The sequence below is a fragment of the Sphaerisporangium sp. NPDC088356 genome, from assembly GCF_040685555.1.
Taxonomy (GTDB): domain Bacteria; phylum Actinomycetota; class Actinomycetes; order Streptosporangiales; family Streptosporangiaceae; genus Sphaerisporangium.
In genome coordinates, this window is the sequence record NZ_JBFBIK010000068.1 from 1 (window position 1) to 15,338 (window position 15,338).

The window sequence follows — 15,338 nt, forward strand, 5'->3', positions numbered from 1 at the left end:
CTACCACGTGTCCAAGCGCCTGTGGGCGCTCGCCGCCTACAGCCGCTTCATCCGGCCGGGCGCCGTGCGCATCGGGGCTCGGACCACCGAGGACGGGCTCAAGGTCACGGCCTTCCGCAACGCCGACGGCGGCCAGGTCGTCGAGATCCTCAACACCGGCACCACGGCCGTCACCACCGGCCTGCTCACGGGAAGCGACGCCCGCGCCACCGCCTACCTGACCGACTCGACCCACTCGGTGACGCCCGTCGCCGCCGTCCGCGGGCGGGGAGGCCACCTGCGGGCCGACCTGGCCCCGCGCTCGCTGACCACGATCGTGCTCGGCGGCGGAGGGCACGACGGATGATCCGCGTCGCCATCGTCGGGACGGGGGGCATAGCGGGCGTCTGCCACATGCCCGCCCTCGCCGGGGAGCGTCACCGGGCCGAGGTCGTGGCCGCCGTCGACATCGACGGCTCGCGGGCCAAGTCCTTCTGCGCCGAGCACGGGATCCCTCAGGCGTACACCGACCTCGGCGAGATGCTGGCCTGCGAGCGGCCGGACCTTGTCCACATCTGCACACCGCCCTACGCCCACGCGCGCCAGATCGTGGAATGCCTGCGCGCCGGGACGTGGGTGTGGTGTGAGAAACCGCTGTGCCTGTCACTGGCGGAACATGATCGGATCACGGCGGCGGAGCGCGGCACCTTCGCCGCCGTGGTCTTCCAGCACCGCTTCGGCTCGGGGGCCCGCCATCTGCGCCGCCTCGCCGCGAGCGGGGAACTCGGCCGCCCCATGGTCGCGCTGTGCGTGACGGCCTGGTACCGCGACAGCGCGTACTACGCGGTGCCCTGGCGCGGCACGTGGGAGACCGAGGGCGGCGGCCCGACCCTTGGGCACGGCATCCACCAGATGGACCTGATGCTGTCGGTCCTCGGCGACTGGGAGGAGGTGCGCGCCATGGCGCGCCGGATCGACCGTCCGGTGGAGACCGAGGACGTGTCCATGGCGTCGGTCAGGTTCGCCGGCGGCGCCATGGCCTCGGTGGTCAACAGCGTGCTGTCCCGCCGCGAGGAGAGCTACCTGCGCTTCGACTTCGCCGAGGCGACCGTGGAGCTCAGGCACCTGTACGGGTACGACAACCACAACTGGACGTGCACTCCCCCGGACCTGTGGAACCCCCCGGACGACGTGCCCAGCTCCCACGCCGCCCAGCTCTCGGCCCTGCTGGACGCCTACGAGCGCGGCGAGCGCCCGCCCCTGAGCGGCGCGGAGGGGCGGCAGACGCTGGAGTTCGTCACCGGCCTGTACGCCTCGGCGTTCACCGGCAGGCCGGTGCGGCGATCGGAGCTGACCTTCGACAACCCCTTCTACCATCGCCTCGACGGGGTGTGACCCTGTGAACGGGGCTCCGGGGGTGATCCCGTGAGCCACCCGCTGAAGGACACCGGCACCGAGCTGATCGCCGAGGCGGGCGGCGTCGAGCTGATGCGGTACGTCTACCGGCCCGAGATGCCCGCCTTCGAGGGGCCCAAGCCGTACTTCCACCCGCTCAGAACGGCTGCGGGCGACGTGGTCACCGCCTACCGGCCGCACGACCACCGCTGGCACAAGGGCCTGCAGATGACGGTCTCCCACCTGTCCGGCCAGAACTTCTGGGGCGGCGGCAGCTACGTACGCGAGCTCGGGGCCTACGCCGACCTGCCGAACGTGGGCACGATGCGCCACGAGGAGTTCACCACCCCCGGCCGCGAGCGGCTGACCTGGCACACGCGGGCGGGCGAGCACTGGGTGGACGAGGTGCGGGAGCTGGCCGTACGGGACGTCGAGGACGGCTCCTGGGCGCTCGACCTGTCCACCTCGATGACCAACGTGCGCGGGGAGCCGCTGCGCTTCGGCAGCCCGACGACCGAGGGCAGGCCCATGGCCGGGTACAGCGGGCTGTTCTGGCGGGGCCCGAGGTCCTTCGCCGGCGGCCGGGTGATCGCCGGGGATGGGCAGGGCGGCCCCGAGATGATGGGGCGCACCGCGTCCTGGCTCGCCTACACCGGCGAGCACGACGAGGTGGACCGCGCCTCGACCCTGCTGTTCCTCTCGGGGCCTGGCACCACCTGGTTCGTGCGCACCACCCCCTTCGCCGCCGTGAACCCCTCGCTGGCGTTCTTCGAGGAGGTCGAGCTGCCTTCCGGCGGGACGTGGACCCACCGCTACCGCGTGGTGGTCGCGGACAGAGCCTGGGACCGCGGCAGGCTGGAGGCGTACGTGCGCGCCCACCCTCTGGAGGGATGTCCATGAGCTTTCCCGGGGGCGTGGGCGTGTCCGGGCTGCGGGTCTACGACTGGGCCTCGGCCGACGGCGTCTGCGGCGGCTCACCGCACATGCACCTGCTCTGCTCCGAGGCCTACATCGTGGTCGAGGGGACCGGGGCGGTCCAGACCCTGACCTGGGACGGGTACGCCGTGACGCCCCTCGAACCCGGGGCCGTGGTGTGGTTCACCCCGGGGACGGTGCACCGGCTGGTCAACGACGACGGGCGGCTGCGCATCGTGGTCGTCATGCAGAACAGCGGCCTGCCCGAGGCCGGGGACGCGGTCTTCACCTTCCCGCCCGCCGTGCTGGCCGACCCGGTCATGTACGGCGAGATCTCCGCGATCACCGACGCCGACGGGGCGCGGCGCCGCCGTGACGTGGCGATCGAGGGCTTCAGCGAGCTGCGCGACCACGGGCGCGACGCCCTCGCGGCGTTCCACCGTCAGGCCGCGCGCATCGTCTCGGGCAAGCTGGACGCCTTCGAGAAGCGGTGGCGTGAGGGTGCGCTCCAGGCCGCCGAGGTCACCGGGGTCCACCTCCAGGCGCTGCGCGAGGGGGACGTGGACCACCTCAAGGAGGCCCGGATCATCTCGGCCTCCCCCGAGGCCCGGCTCGGCATGTGCGGCAGGCTCGACACCTACCTGCTCGACGGCTGACGGCCGCCAACAATGGACAGGCCGAGGTCTCGGTGGAGTATGCCCCAGTTTGGGGGGTTTAGCGCAGGGTAGGCCGTGCACGCCAGCCGAAAGGCGAATGAGGCGGTAGTCATGTCCAACCGCGTTTTCCAGGACAGGCGGGATGCCGGACGCGTTCTGGCGGGCCTCCTGCGGCACTACCAGGGCCGTCCCGGGCTCCTGGTCCTCGGGCTCCCACGGGGCGGCGTGCCGGTCGCGTACGAGATCGCCGTCGCCCTCGACGCCCCGCTCGACGTCTTCCTCGTCCGCAAAATGGGCGTACCGGGACGCGAGGAGCTCGCGATGGGGGCCATCGCCACCGGCGGGGTGGTCGTGGTCAACGAGGATGTCGTACGCGGGCTGGAGATCCCCCCGGAGACGATCCAGGAGGTCGCTCAGCGCGAGGGCCGCGAACTGCTGCGCCGCGAGCAGGCGTACCGGGAGGGGCGCCCGCCGCCCGGCCTCACCGGCGTGACCGTCATCGTGGTCGACGACGGCCTCGCCACGGGCGCGAGCATGCGCGCCGCGATCGAGGCCACACTGCGGCACCGGCCCGCGGAGATCGTCGTCGCCGTGCCCGCCGCGCCCGAGTCCACCTGCCGCGAACTCACGACCATGGTCGACGAGGTCGTCTGCGCCACCACGCCGTCCCCGTTCCTCGCCGTCGGGCGGTCGTACTGGGACTTCACCCAGACCACCGATGAGGAGGTGCGCGACCTGCTGCGCGCCGCCGCGAGGACGCGGACGCCGGACGTGCCGAGGCTGCCGACCGACGTCGCGCTCGTACGCTCCGAGGCGCTCCCGACCGAGGACGGCGCGCCCGGCGACGACGTGCTCTTCGACCTGGTGGGCGACGCCCGTTTCGTCCTGATCGGCGAGGCCTCGCACGGCACCCACGAGTTCTACGCGGCCCGCGCCCACATGACACGGCGGCTCATCGAGAGCCGGGGGTTCTCCGCCGTGGCGGTCGAGGGCGACTGGCCCGACGCCTACAGGGTCAACCGGTACGTCCGCGGCCACGGCGACGACGCGACGGCCGAGGAGTCGCTCCGCGGGTTCCAGCGCTTCCCGACCTGGATGTGGCGCAACTCGGCGGTGCTCGACTTCGCCGGGTGGCTGCACCGGCACAACGAGGAGATCGCCGCGGACGACCGGTCGAAGGCCGGGTTCTACGGGCTGGACCTCTACAGCCTCCACGCCTCGATCCACGAGGTCATCGCGTACCTGGAGCGGGTCGACCCCGAGGCCGCGGCCCGCGCGCGGGAGCGCTACTCGTGCTTCGACCACGGCTCGGGCGACGACGGCCAGGCGTACGGCTACGCGGCCGCCTTCGGCGCCGGGGAGAACTGCGAGCGCGCCGTGGTCGAGCAGCTCGTCGACCTGCGGCGCCACGCGCTGGACTACGCCAGGCGCGACGGGCTCCTGGCCGAGGACGATCTGTTCTTCGCCGAGCAGAACGCGCGGGTGGTGAGGGCCGCCGAGGAGTACTACCGGACGATGTTCGGCGGACGGGTATCGTCCTGGAACCTCCGCGACGGCCACATGGCGCAGACCCTTGAGGCGCTGGCCGACCACCTCGGCCGCAGGCAGGGCCGCCCGGCGAAGATCGTCGTGTGGGCGCACAACTCCCACGTCGGCGACGCCCGCGCGACCGAGGCCTCGTCGCGCGGGGAGGTCACCATCGGCCAGCTCGTCCGCGAGCGGTATCCGCGGGAGTGCCGCCTGATCGGCTTCACCACCTACACCGGCACGGTGACGGCGGCCGACGACTGGGGCGGCCCCGCCGAGCGCAAGCGGGTACGGCCGGCGCTCTCGGAGTCCATCGAGGAGCTCCACCACGAGGCCGGGAGGAAGGAGTTCATGATCTCCTTCGGCGTCGCGCCACGGGCCGCCGAGGCGCTGCGCAGGGCCCGCCTGGAACGGGCGATCGGCGTGATCTACCGGCCGCGGACCGAGCGGCAGAGCCACTACTTCCACGCCCGCGTGTCGGAGCAGTTCGACGCGGTGATCCACATCGACGAGACGCACGCGGTCGAACCCCTGGAGCGCACCGCCGGCTGGGAGGCGGGAGAGGCCCCCGAGACCTACCCCTTCGCCGTGTGACGCACCCGCCTCACACACCCGCGCGGCGTCGCGCACGAGCCGAGGAGGTCCGATGGCGGAAACGGGATACCCGTCCTTCAACACGACGGTCGACAAGACCAACCGCGTGCTGAAGGAGATCGAGCAGGCCTACGGATGGCCGAAGGAACGGAGGAAGCAGTCCTACGCCGCTCTGCGGGGGGTGCTGCACGCGCTGCGCGACCGCCTCACCATCCAGGAGGCGGCCCAGTTCGGGGCCGAGCTGCCCATGCTGATGCGCGGCGTCTACTACGAGGGCTGGGACGTCAACCGCGTCCCGGTGAGGATGAGCAAGGACGGGTTCCTCGCCCGGGTGCGCCAGGAGTTCCCGTATGAGGTCAAGGGCGGAATCGAGCAGCTCACCCGGACGGTGGTGGATGCGCTGAAGATGTACGTCTCCGAGGGCGAGTGGGCCGACGTCAGGGCCGGCATGCCCAAGGACCTCGCCGAACTGATCTCGTAACCGGGCGCCGTAACGGTACGGACGCGACGCTCACGCGGCCGTCAGGGGACGGAACGGATCTTCCACACCAGGCTCGCGCCGAGCAGCACGAGCGCGGCCGAGGTGAGGTAGAGAACGGGGTAGCCGCCGAGGCTCGCGACGATCGGGCCGGCGATCACCGGGCCGAGCACCTGCGGGCCGGAGTTGGCGATGTTGATGACCCCGAGGTCCTTCGCACGACCGGCCGCGGCCGGGAGCACCTGGGTGACCAGGGCGTTGTCCACCGAGAGATAGATGCCGAAGCCGATGCCCATGATCACCGCGGCCACCATGACCATGGTCCACTCGGGCCAGAAGGCCATGATGATCGCGGGCAGCGCGCTGATGACGCCCGACACCGTGACGAGGGTCTTGCGGCGCCCCAGGCGGTCGGAGATCACGCCGCTGGCCACCGTCGTGAGCACCACGGCCGCCGTGTAGATCAGGATGAGCACCAGCAGCCCGTCCTCGGCCTTCTGGCCGGGGAACCGCTGCTCGTAGTGGACCGCGTCGGTGAGGAAGTACAGCAGGTAGAGCAGGGCGACGGCGTTCCCGAGCTGCATCAGGAACCGGGTCAGCCAGGCCCAGGCGAAGTCCGGATGCTCGCGCGGGCTGATCCAGAAGCCGCGCAGGAACTCCCTGGCGTCGAACGGCGCCCGACGCGCGGCGGGCAGCCGCGCGTCGGCGGTGGTGAGCACGAACGGGAGCACGCACAGCGGGACCAGCGCGCCGATCAGCAGGTATCCGGACCTGGTGGTGGTCGCGACGGTCGTCACGAGCACGACCGCCAGCACCACCCCCAGCGTCTGCGGGATGCCGATCCACCCGGACACCTGGCCGCGCTGGCTCACCGGGACGTGGTCGGGCACCCCCGCCGTGAGCGAGGCCTGCATGGCGTTGAGCCCCGCCTGCGCCAGGCACCAGCCGATCGCCACGCCGAGGACCGTGCCCTGGAACGCGAGGAACACCAGGCCGAGACCGCCCGCGACCGCACCCGCCAGCGTCCACGGGTGGCGCCTGCCGAAGCGCCCCGCCGTACGATCGGACAGGGCGCCCGCCACCGGGTTGAAGACCATGGCGACGGCGGCGCCGACGCCGGTCACCCAGGCGAGCGCGGCCTCCTTGCCCAGAGGGTCCGCCGCCTCGATCTGCTGGGGCAGCAGCACCTGAAGGGGGCCGAAGTAGGCCATCCACAGGGCGAGGTTCGCCAGCGAGATGAAGGTGATCCATCGCGGCCCCACCCGCCGTACGGGCTCGGCGAGGGCGACCGGGAGGTCGGACGGCGGCGTGACCGGGGGGACAGTACTCACCAGCGTGGCTCCAGGTAGTGAGGCGTGCTGGGATAGTAGTCGCCCCCGCCCGCCCAATGAAGACCCACTTTCCACCGCCCCCACCCGGCGACCTACGGGGCGCGCCGGTGGACGAAGGGGGCCCAGGTGCGTGGGGACGCCGCATGCGCGTATAGATGGCACCATGGCTGCGTCCATGGAAGGCGAAGGAAAGGTCATATCGCGGTGAGGCGACTCCTTACGGTCCTGCTGGTGGCCTGCGCGGCGCTGGCCGTGGGCGTCGCGCCCGCCCAGGCTCACAACGTGCTGACGGGCAGCGATCCGAAGGACGGCGCCCGGCTCGCCTCCGTGCCCGGCCGGGTGACGCTGACCTTCGACCAGCCGGTCAGGGCCGACTTCGCCCAGGTGGCGCTGACCGGCCCGGACGGCACGGTCTCCAAGGCGCCGGTGCAGGTGGCGGACAACAAGGTGGTGGCCACGCTTCCGGCCACCGCGACGGCCGGCGCCTACGTCGTCGGCTACCAGATCGTCTCCAACGACGGCCACCCCGTCAGCGGGAAGGTCGGCTTCACCGTCGCCGGCGGCGCCGCCGCCCCGGCTCCGGCCCCCGCCGCTCCGGCGAAGGAGTCGTCCACCTCGGCGGTTCCTCCGGCGAGCGGCGGAGGCTGGGTGTGGGGGCTCCTGGTGGTCGCGCTCCTGCTCTCCGGCCTCGGCGTCCTCGTCGTCGCCCGCCAGGGACGCCAGGCGAAGGGAGAGAGCGCGTGAGCACCACAGGCGAGACCGGCACGCGCTCCACCACCACCGAACCCCCCACAGCGGAACCACCAGGCGAGCCGTCCACGACAGCCGGGCCACCGAATGTGGCGGGACCGGCCGGGGCGGCCGGCGTGGCGGGTGGGGTGGCGCGGTGGGGGCTGGTCTGGGGGGCGGCGGGGGCCGCGTTGCTGGCCGTGCTGGTGGCGAGCTGGTGGACCTCACCGGAAACCGTCCCCGGCATCGCGATCCCCGGACCGGTCGTCGAGTACGGCCTGCCGGTCGTCCGGCTGATCCTCGACCTGTGCGCCCTCGCGACCGTCGGGCTCAGCCTGCTGCCCAGGTTCCTCGGCTTCGACGATCCGCAGCGCACCGAGCCGGTCCTCAGCATGGCCCGGAGCTGGGCGGTCCTCGCGGCGTTCGGGTGGGCCGTCGCGGCGCTGGTGGCCATGGTGCTCAGCGCCGCCGAGGTCACCCCCGGACGGATGCCCGACCCCGCCGCGTACGTCAGCGTGATCGGCTCCGGCCAAGGGCTGGTGATCAGCGCCGCGTGCGCCCTGATCTACACGTGCTTCGGGCTGCTCGCCGTGCGCTTCGGCGAGAAGGTGCCCGCCGAGCTGCGCGTCGTCGTCGCCCTGTTCGGGCTGCTGCCGCTGCCGGTCAGCGGCCACGCGTCGAACTGGTACTGGCACGACCTGAGCATGGTCTCGATGGAGCTGCACGTCGTCGGGGCGTCGGCGTGGACCGGCGGCCTCGTGGCGCTGGCCGTGCTGCTCACGAGGGACCGCGACCTGCTGGCCCGCGCCCTTCCGAGGTTCTCTCGGCTGGCCACCGTCGCGCTGGTCGTGGTGGCCCTCTCCGGGCTGTTCAACGGCCTGGTGGAGCTGGGGTTGTCGCCGACCACGCGGCTGCCCGGGTCGCTGTTCACCACCCACTACGGGCAGCTCGTGGTCGCCAAGATCGTCCTGGTGTGCGTGGTCGCGGTGCTCGGGGCCCACATCCGCTGGCGCCTGCTGCCGGGTGTCGCGCGGCGGCAGGCGACGTCGTTCGCCGCCTGGGCCGCGCTCGAAGTCGGCGTGATGGGCCTCGCGTACGGCGTCGCCGTGGCACTCACCCGCGCCCCGGTCGCCTGACCCGGGCGCCGGTCGCTCCACCGGGCCCCGGTCGCCTACCCGGGGCCCAGGTCGTCTGACCTCGGTAAAACGTCCTGTCCCAGGCCGCGATCACGGGGCCCGGGGCAGAGCCGGTTGAGCGGTCCGCGGAGCCCTAAGGCGTGACGGGGGCGCTCACCGGGAGGGGGCCTCGGGTCTTGGAGGCGCCCGAGCGCCTGCGGCCGTACCACTCGACGCCGAACCACGCCGCGCCCAGCACGACGGCCGCGACCGGGGCCGAGGCGAGCATGTAGGGCGGGGCCTCAAGCACGAGGTCCTGAACGGCGAGCCCGCCGTACACCGCCACCGTGACAAGGACGGCGCCGAGCGCCGCCCGGGCGGCCGGTAGCCGGATCAGGAACGCCAGGTCCACGCAGACGGCGGCGGCGATCAGGAAGAACGGGACGGCCGACGGCGGGAAGTGGAAGACGACGAGCAGCGGCCAGATGGCGGCACGGAAGCCGACGTACACCGCGGCCACCGCCGTGGCGGCCCACCTGCGGCCGATCAGCCTGCGCACCACGACCAGCACGAGCACCGCCGCGATGCCGAACCACAGGGGATACACCCAGTCGGGGACGGGCAGCGAGAACTTCTCCACCATGCCACGGTCCATCGGGCGCTTCATCTGGTCGGCCGCGAACTTGATCAGGCTCGGCTCCGCGTACGGCTGGCCGCGATCCCAGGAGGCGAGCTCCAGCACGCCGTACTCCTGGTGCTCGCTCGGGAAGAGCGTGTTCTCCAGGAAGAAGACGAAGAGCGCCCCAAGGACGATCGGGCGCTGCCTGCCCTCGGGCGCGTAGAGGTACCACCCCCGGATCACACCGGCGATCATGAACGCCGTGCCGATGTAGAGCAGCATGTGGGAAGGGCTCCACGAGGTGATGTCGACGCCGTTCACCCTGTGGTTGATCAGGTCGATCGGGACCGCGATCAGGAACGCCCCGGTGCCCCACTGGATCAGCCGCTGCGCCGTGCGGTCGACGCCGTACCCGGTGTAGCCGTGCACGATCATCAGTGCGACCACGATGGCCGTGCCGGCGCTGTTGAGCAGGTGCGGAGGCGCCAGGTCGTCGCGCAGCCACTTGAAGTGCCAGGAGACGTCCCAGGATGCGCCGAAGACCTTCAGCACGAATGCCGCGATCCAGCCGAAGTAGAGAACTCGGAAGAGGTCCGGCGGGGTCTCCCTGCCCGCCTCTCCCCTGGTCCAGTAGGGGAGGGCCCACTCGATCCACTGAGTGGCCTTGTCCTTGGTAGCCGCGCCTGACTTCACGCGATGAAATGATGCCGGTCCTTGACATGCTCCGCAATCGGGGACTTCCCCGAGATAACCCGCATCCACCTCGGGCGAGGCGTCTCAGCGATCTCTCAGCGGCGATAAGTAGGCTCTCGGCATGAAGCTTGCGGGGAAGCGGCCGGCGGCGTTGATCGTCGCGGCGCTACTGGTCCTGGGCGCGGCGGTGTGGGCCCTGTGGCCCGCTTCCCCGCCCGTCAGGGGGTTCGACCAGGCGATCCAGGTCGTCGACGGGCCGCGTGACGACCAGCACGTAACGCTGGACACCACCTTCTTCCCACCGGCCGGGGGCGGTAAGGCGCCCGCGGTGCTCCTCGCCCACGGGTTCGGCGGCAGCAAGCGGAGCGTGCGAGACGAGGCCGTACGGCTGGCGCAGGCGGGCTACGCCGTCCTCACCTGGTCGGCACGGGGATTCGGCGCCTCCACCGGGCAGATCGCCCTGAACTCCCCCGACTACGAGGTCAAGGACGTCAGGCAGCTCATCGACTGGGTGGCCAAGCGGCCCGAGGTGCTGCTCGACTCCGCGGGCGACCCCCGCCTCGGCATGGCCGGAGGCTCGTACGGCGGGGCGATCACCCTGATGGCCGCCGCCTACGACAACCGGATCGACGCGATCGTCCCGCAGATCACCTGGTACGACCTGGCGGACGCGCTCTTCCCCGACGCCACCGGCGAGGGGCCCGGGAAGGGCGTCTTCAAGCGCATGTGGGCCGGGCTGTTCTTCAGCAGGGCCGTCGACTCGCCCCTCGCGCCGGGGGCCGGCGGCCTTGGAGGCGGACTTGGAGGCGGGCCGGCGGACGGGCGGGCCGCGACCGGCTCGGCCGACCTGGGCGCGCAGGCGCAGGAGGTGCGGTGCGGGCGGTTCCTGCCGGAGATCTGCCAGATGTACCAGCAGGTCGCGGAGACCGGCCGCGCCACCTCGGGCGCCGTCGAGACCCTGCGCAGGTCGAGCCCGATCTCGGTGCCCGGGAAGATCCGCGTGCCGTCGCTGCTGATTCAGGGCAAGCACGACTCGCTGTTCCCGCTCGGCCACGCCGACGCCAACGCCAGGGCCATCGCCGCCACCGGTGCCCCCGTGGAGGTCGCCTGGTTCGACGGCGGCCACGACGGCGGCGACACCGAGACCGACTGGGTGGCCGACCGCACGATCGGCTGGTTCGGCCACTGGCTCAAGAAGGACGGCTCCCCCCTCGGGGACGCCTTCACCGTCACCCGCGACGGCGGGCGCGACCCGGGCACGCGGCGTCCCGTGCTGGTCCACGCCGGCACCGGGCGCTATCCCGGGCTTTCCGGCACCGCTCAGTCGTCCGTCCAGATCGCGGGCCCGGACCAGCAGGTGGCCAGCCCGCCGGGCGGCTCCCCCGCCTCGATCTCCACGGTGCCGGGCGTGGGCGGGCTGCTGGGCAACTTCGGCGGGGCCGGCCTCTCGATCGACATGCCGGGACAGAGCGCCACCTTCGACTCCGCGCCCCTCACCGCGCCCCTGGAGGTGACCGGCGCGCCCGTGGTGAACATCCGGGTGCACGGCGAGGGCGAGGTGACGCTGTTCGCCAAGCTCTACGACGTCGGCGGGCAGCGCCCCGCACTGCCGCAGGGCCTGGTCGCCCCGCTGCGGGTCACCGCGAGCGAGGCCGGCACGCCCGTGTCGGTCACGCTTCCGGCGATCGACTACCGGTTCGACGTGGGGCACCGGCTGCGGGTCGTGCTGAGCACCACCGACATGGGGTACGCCTCGCCGACGGCCCCGGCCGTCCACCGCGTCGGGCTGACCTCACAGATCCTCGCGGTGCCCACGGACGCGTCGCTGAGGGCCGCCGCCGCCGGCCTCGCCTGGTGGGCCTGGGCGCTCCCGCTCGCCGCGCTCGCCGTCGCCGCCGTCCTGCTGCTGCTCGGACGTGGGCGCCGTACCGACGAGCCCGACCCCGAGCTGGCCGGGGTGCCGCTGCAGATCACCGGCCTGACCAAGAAGTACCGCGACGGCGAGCTCGCGGTGGACGACCTGTCGTTCCGGGTCGAGCATGGGCAGGTCCTCGGCCTGCTCGGGCCGAACGGCGCGGGCAAGACGACGACGATGCGCATGCTGATGGGCCTGATCCATCCGGACGCGGGCGAGATCCGGATCTTCGGGCACCGGGTGACGCCGGGCGCGTCGGTCCTGTCGCGGCTCGGGTCGTTCGTCGAGGGCCCCGGCTTCCTGCCCCACCTGACCGGCCGGGAGAACCTCGATCTGTACTGGCGGGCGACCGGGCGTCCGAGGGACGACGCCCACATGGAGGAGGCGCTGGAGATCGCCGCCCTCGGCTCGGCCCTCGACCGGGCGGTGCGCACGTACTCCCAGGGCATGCGCCAGCGCCTCGCCATCGCCCAGGCCATGCTCGGCCTGCCCGACCTGCTCGTGCTGGACGAGCCCACCAACGGCCTCGACCCGCCGCAGATCGCCGAGATGCGCAAGGTCCTGATCCGGTACGCCGCGCACGGCCGCACGGTGATCGTGTCGAGCCACATGCTGGCCGAGGTGGAGCAGACCTGCGACCACGTGGTCATGATGCACCGCGGCCGGCTGGTGACGGCCGGCCCGGTCAGCGACCTGCTCGTCGGCGCGGTTTCGTCCAACGGCTCGAAGGGGCGTCTCGAAGACGTCTTCCTTGACCTGATCGGGGAGAAGGCGTGACTTCCGTACCGAACACCGCGAACGCGGCCGGGCCGCGCGAGGCCGGCGCCGCGTACGCGCCGGGCCGCACGCTGCCGCTGCGGGTGGAGATCGTCAGGCAGTTCAAGCGGCGCCGCACGCTGGTGATGTTCGGCCTGCTGCTGGCGCTGCCGTGGATCCTCGTGGTGGCGTTCTCCCTCGGCCCCGCGCCCGCGCAGCAGAGCTCCCTGAGGCTCTCCGACCTCGCCACGCAGGGCGGCCTCAACTTCGCCGCCTTCACGCTTTCGGTGTCGGCCACGCTGCTGCTGGTGGTCGCCGTGGCGCTGTTCTGCGGGGACACCGTGGCGAGCGAGGCGAGCTGGTCGTCGCTGCGCTACCTGCTGGCGGCCCCGGTGCCACGCGACCGGCTGCTGCGCCAGAAGCTGACCGTCGCCCTTGGATACTCGGCGGCGGCGGTGATCGCGCTGCCGGTCATGGCGCTGCTGGCGGGCACCGTCGCCTTCGGCTGGAACGACATCCGCCTGCCCGGCACCGGTGAGACGATCGCGGCCTCCACGGTGCTGCCCCGGTTCGGCATCGTCATCGGGTACGCCCTGGTGAACCAGCTCGTGGTCGCGGCGCTGGCGTTCCTGCTCTCGGTGAGCACCGACTCACCGCTGGGGGCGGTCGGCGGAGCGGTGGGGCTCGTCATCGTGAGCAACATCCTGCAGGCGGTCGAGGCGCTGGGCGTGGTGCGCGAGTTCCTGCCGACCTTCTGGAGCACGGCCTGGCTGGACGCGCTCGTGCCGCAGCTCGACTGGAGCGGCATGATCAAGGGGGCGTCCCTGTCGGTGACCTACGCCGCGATCCTCGTGGCCCTGGCCTTCCGCCGCTTCCGCCGCAAGGACGTCGTCTCCTAGCCCCGGCCGTCATACCCGGTGCCCGACCCCGGTGCCCGACCCCGGTGCCCGACCCCGGTGCCCGACCTGGGTCTTCCAGCCACGCCCTCGCCGCCCGCCGGTCCGCCGACCCCCGAACTGGTCTTAGTCCGACAAATACCCCCAAAACCGAAAAATCGCATTTATCGCTTCATATCCGGCAATGCTCGGCGGAGCCGCGGGGCGCTCCCCCGGAGCGACGGGGGCCGCGGTGTTCGTACTCCTGGGGCGGCTGCGTAAGGTGACTTTCGCGAGACAAATGTCCGTTTATGCAAACATGTTTGGCGATATTCTGGAATGATCCTCTCGGTAATCCTGTCGGACATCGAGAACGACGGACAGAGACTGATGCCCCCCATCGATCAGATAACGACTTTCACCTCCGAACACCGGGTTGAAACGGCCATCATCTGCGTGTCCGCCCTGGTGCTTCTGGTCCTTGCTTACTTCGCCCTGCGCGCCGCCTACCGCGCGGCGGCCCAGGCCTTCCGCCGGTTCGCCGAGAACCGCCCGGCGGAGGACATCCTCACCATCGTCGCGGCCAGCATCGCCACCGGTGTGTCCGCGCAGGGCATGTGGCGCTTCTCCGGTGACGTGCTCGGCTTCGACGGGCCGCTGAGGTTTCTGCTCTTCGCGTTCATCGAAGTCGCCGTGATCACCAGCGCCGTGCGGGCCCGCCGCAACATGCGGGAGAACTTCTCCGCCGGCATCGACGGCATGGCCGTGTGGGCGCTCACGAGCCTGTCCGCGGTCCTGTCCAGCCTGGACGCGCGCAGCCTCGCCGAGGCGATCTTCCGGCTCGCCGCCCCGCTGGTCGCCGCGTGGCTCTGGGAGCGCGGCATGGCCATCGAGCGCCACCGCATCACCGGGCGTTCGCGCATCAAGTGGCGGCTGACGCCCGAGCGCGCGATGGTGCGGCTCGGGCTGGCCGAGGTGAGCGACCGCACCGCGAGCGAGGTGGACGCCCACCGCAGGCTGACCCGCGTGGCCCTGGCCGCCAAGCGCGCCCGCGCGCTGCGCGAGGCGGGCGCCTCCGACCGCAAGATGCGCGCGGCGCTCGGCAGGCTCGACCGCATGATGGACCAGGCCGTCGAGCACACCGGGCTCGCGGTCGACACCGACCGCCAGGAGGCGCTGCTGTCGCAGATCGGCGCGCTGTACAACACCAGCGCACTGATCGACCTGCGCCCGCCGGTCCCGTGGGGTCCCGAGCCCGAGGAACCGCCGAGGCCGCACGCGCTGCCCGTCGCCTCCTCCCCCGTCGCGGCGTACATCGCCGACGACGACGAGGACGCCGAGATGGTCGACCCGGCCCCGGCCGTGGTGGACACCGCCCAGCGGGCGGCCCTGATGCGCGCGGCCCGCGCGTACTGGGACAAGCAGATCGACCGCAAGTTCGTGCCGCGCGCCGCCGACATCGCGAGGGAGACCGGCATCTCGCTGGTCACCGCCCGTGAGTACCGCGCGCTGTGGAAGCTGGAGCCACGGGCTCACGCGCTGATCGAGATCGCGTACAACGAGCACGGCATCGTCGACACCGGGACCTTCCCCGCCATCGTGGTGCCGGACAGCCCCGATGGGGCCGACCGGCCCGAGCGGGTGCTCACGGTGAACGGCTCCACGCCCTCGGCGTCCACGGCCGGCGCCTGACCGCCACCCGCGCGGGCAGGGTCGGAGGATCATGGAAGGTACGGCCCGGAGGCGGTGTCAGCCTCCGGG

At 72.1% G+C, this 15,338-nt stretch carries 13 protein-coding genes; 11 read left to right on the plus strand and 2 right to left on the minus strand.

The genetic code is table 11. From position 1 onward, the window contains the following. The 6 genes from AB0O34_RS23375 to AB0O34_RS23400 form a co-directional block, all read left to right on the plus strand. The coding region (locus AB0O34_RS23375) for a glycoside hydrolase family 30 beta sandwich domain-containing protein (protein WP_363918575.1) at window positions 1–346 on the plus strand (346 nt) is incomplete at its 5' end. Continuing rightward, on the plus strand, window positions 343–1,374 hold the full coding sequence (locus AB0O34_RS23380) for a Gfo/Idh/MocA family oxidoreductase (protein ID WP_363918577.1): 1,032 nt from the start codon (window positions 343–345) through the stop codon (window positions 1,372–1,374). The genes AB0O34_RS23375 and AB0O34_RS23380, both read left to right, overlap by 4 nt. A gap of 30 nt (window positions 1,375–1,404) precedes the next feature. After that, window positions 1,405–2,274 carry a PmoA family protein gene (locus tag AB0O34_RS23385; RefSeq protein ID WP_363918579.1) on the plus strand — a complete coding sequence of 290 codons (870 nt, stop codon included), beginning with the start codon at window positions 1,405–1,407 and terminating at the stop codon, window positions 2,272–2,274. Beyond that, on the plus strand, window positions 2,271–2,945 hold the full coding sequence (locus AB0O34_RS23390; protein ID WP_363918581.1) for a cupin domain-containing protein: 675 nt from the start codon (window positions 2,271–2,273) through the stop codon (window positions 2,943–2,945). The genes AB0O34_RS23385 and AB0O34_RS23390 overlap by 4 nt, the downstream gene beginning before the upstream one ends. A gap of 111 nt (window positions 2,946–3,056) precedes the next feature. Beyond that, window positions 3,057–5,066, plus strand: coding sequence for an erythromycin esterase family protein (locus tag AB0O34_RS23395; protein WP_363918583.1), 2,010 nt, complete (start codon window positions 3,057–3,059; stop codon window positions 5,064–5,066). Window positions 5,067–5,118: 52 nt separating this feature from the next. Then, window positions 5,119–5,547, plus strand: coding sequence for a DUF2267 domain-containing protein (locus tag AB0O34_RS23400; RefSeq protein WP_363918585.1), 429 nt, complete (start codon window positions 5,119–5,121; stop codon window positions 5,545–5,547). Window positions 5,548–5,588: 41 nt separating this feature from the next. Here the strand turns inward: AB0O34_RS23400 and AB0O34_RS23405 are convergent, their stop codons facing one another. Further along, complete coding sequence (locus tag AB0O34_RS23405) at window positions 5,589–6,875, minus strand: MFS transporter (RefSeq protein WP_363918587.1); 1,287 nt, start codon at window positions 6,873–6,875, stop codon at window positions 5,589–5,591. Window positions 6,876–7,079: 204 nt separating this feature from the next. Between AB0O34_RS23405 and AB0O34_RS23410 the strand changes: the two genes are divergently transcribed. Together AB0O34_RS23410 and AB0O34_RS23415 are read left to right on the plus strand one after the other, a co-directional pair. Next, on the plus strand, window positions 7,080–7,619 hold the full coding sequence (locus AB0O34_RS23410) for a copper resistance CopC family protein (protein ID WP_363918588.1): 540 nt from the start codon (window positions 7,080–7,082) through the stop codon (window positions 7,617–7,619). Then, entirely contained in the window at window positions 7,616–8,740 is a 1,125-nt protein-coding gene (locus AB0O34_RS23415; protein WP_363918589.1) for a CopD family protein, read from the plus strand. The genes AB0O34_RS23410 and AB0O34_RS23415 overlap by 4 nt, the downstream gene beginning before the upstream one ends. Window positions 8,741–8,873: 133 nt before the next feature. Here the strand turns inward: AB0O34_RS23415 and AB0O34_RS23420 are convergent, their stop codons facing one another. Beyond that, a complete protein-coding gene (locus AB0O34_RS23420; protein WP_363918590.1) occupies window positions 8,874–10,031 on the minus strand; it encodes a hypothetical protein in 1,158 nt (385 codons plus the stop codon). A 121-nt stretch (window positions 10,032–10,152) separates the two neighbouring features. Between AB0O34_RS23420 and AB0O34_RS23425 the strand changes: the two genes are divergently transcribed. The 3 genes from AB0O34_RS23425 to AB0O34_RS23435 all read left to right on the plus strand — a co-directional run bounded on the left by AB0O34_RS23425 (window position 10,153) and on the right by AB0O34_RS23435 (window position 15,269). Beyond that, entirely contained in the window at window positions 10,153–12,723 is a 2,571-nt protein-coding gene (locus AB0O34_RS23425; protein WP_363918591.1) for an alpha/beta fold hydrolase, read from the plus strand. After that, window positions 12,720–13,601, plus strand: a complete 882-nt coding sequence (locus AB0O34_RS23430) for an ABC transporter permease subunit (protein WP_363918593.1) — start codon at window positions 12,720–12,722, stop codon at window positions 13,599–13,601. Before AB0O34_RS23425 ends, AB0O34_RS23430 begins: the two co-directional genes overlap by 4 nt. 366 nt (window positions 13,602–13,967) lie before the next feature. Continuing rightward, window positions 13,968–15,269: a hypothetical protein gene (locus tag AB0O34_RS23435; protein WP_363918595.1), complete on the plus strand. Its 1,302-nt coding sequence runs from the start codon at window positions 13,968–13,970 to the stop codon at window positions 15,267–15,269. Window positions 15,270–15,338: the final 69 nt, after the last annotated feature.

Bases quoted from the DNA above. Each gene is read 5' to 3' on its own strand.
- AB0O34_RS23425 (WP_363918591.1), top strand. From the start codon at position 10,153: ATGAAGCTTGCGGGGAAGCGGCCGGCGGCGTTGATCGTCGCGGCGCTA.
- AB0O34_RS23400 (WP_363918585.1), top strand. From the start codon at position 5,119: ATGGCGGAAACGGGATACCCGTCCTTCAACACGACGGTCGACAAGACC.
- AB0O34_RS23380 (WP_363918577.1), top strand. From the start codon at position 343: ATGATCCGCGTCGCCATCGTCGGGACGGGGGGCATAGCGGGCGTCTGC.
- AB0O34_RS23390 (WP_363918581.1), top strand. From the start codon at position 2,271: ATGAGCTTTCCCGGGGGCGTGGGCGTGTCCGGGCTGCGGGTCTACGAC.
- AB0O34_RS23395 (WP_363918583.1), top strand. From the start codon at position 3,057: ATGTCCAACCGCGTTTTCCAGGACAGGCGGGATGCCGGACGCGTTCTG.
- AB0O34_RS23435 (WP_363918595.1), top strand. From the start codon at position 13,968: ATGCCCCCCATCGATCAGATAACGACTTTCACCTCCGAACACCGGGTT.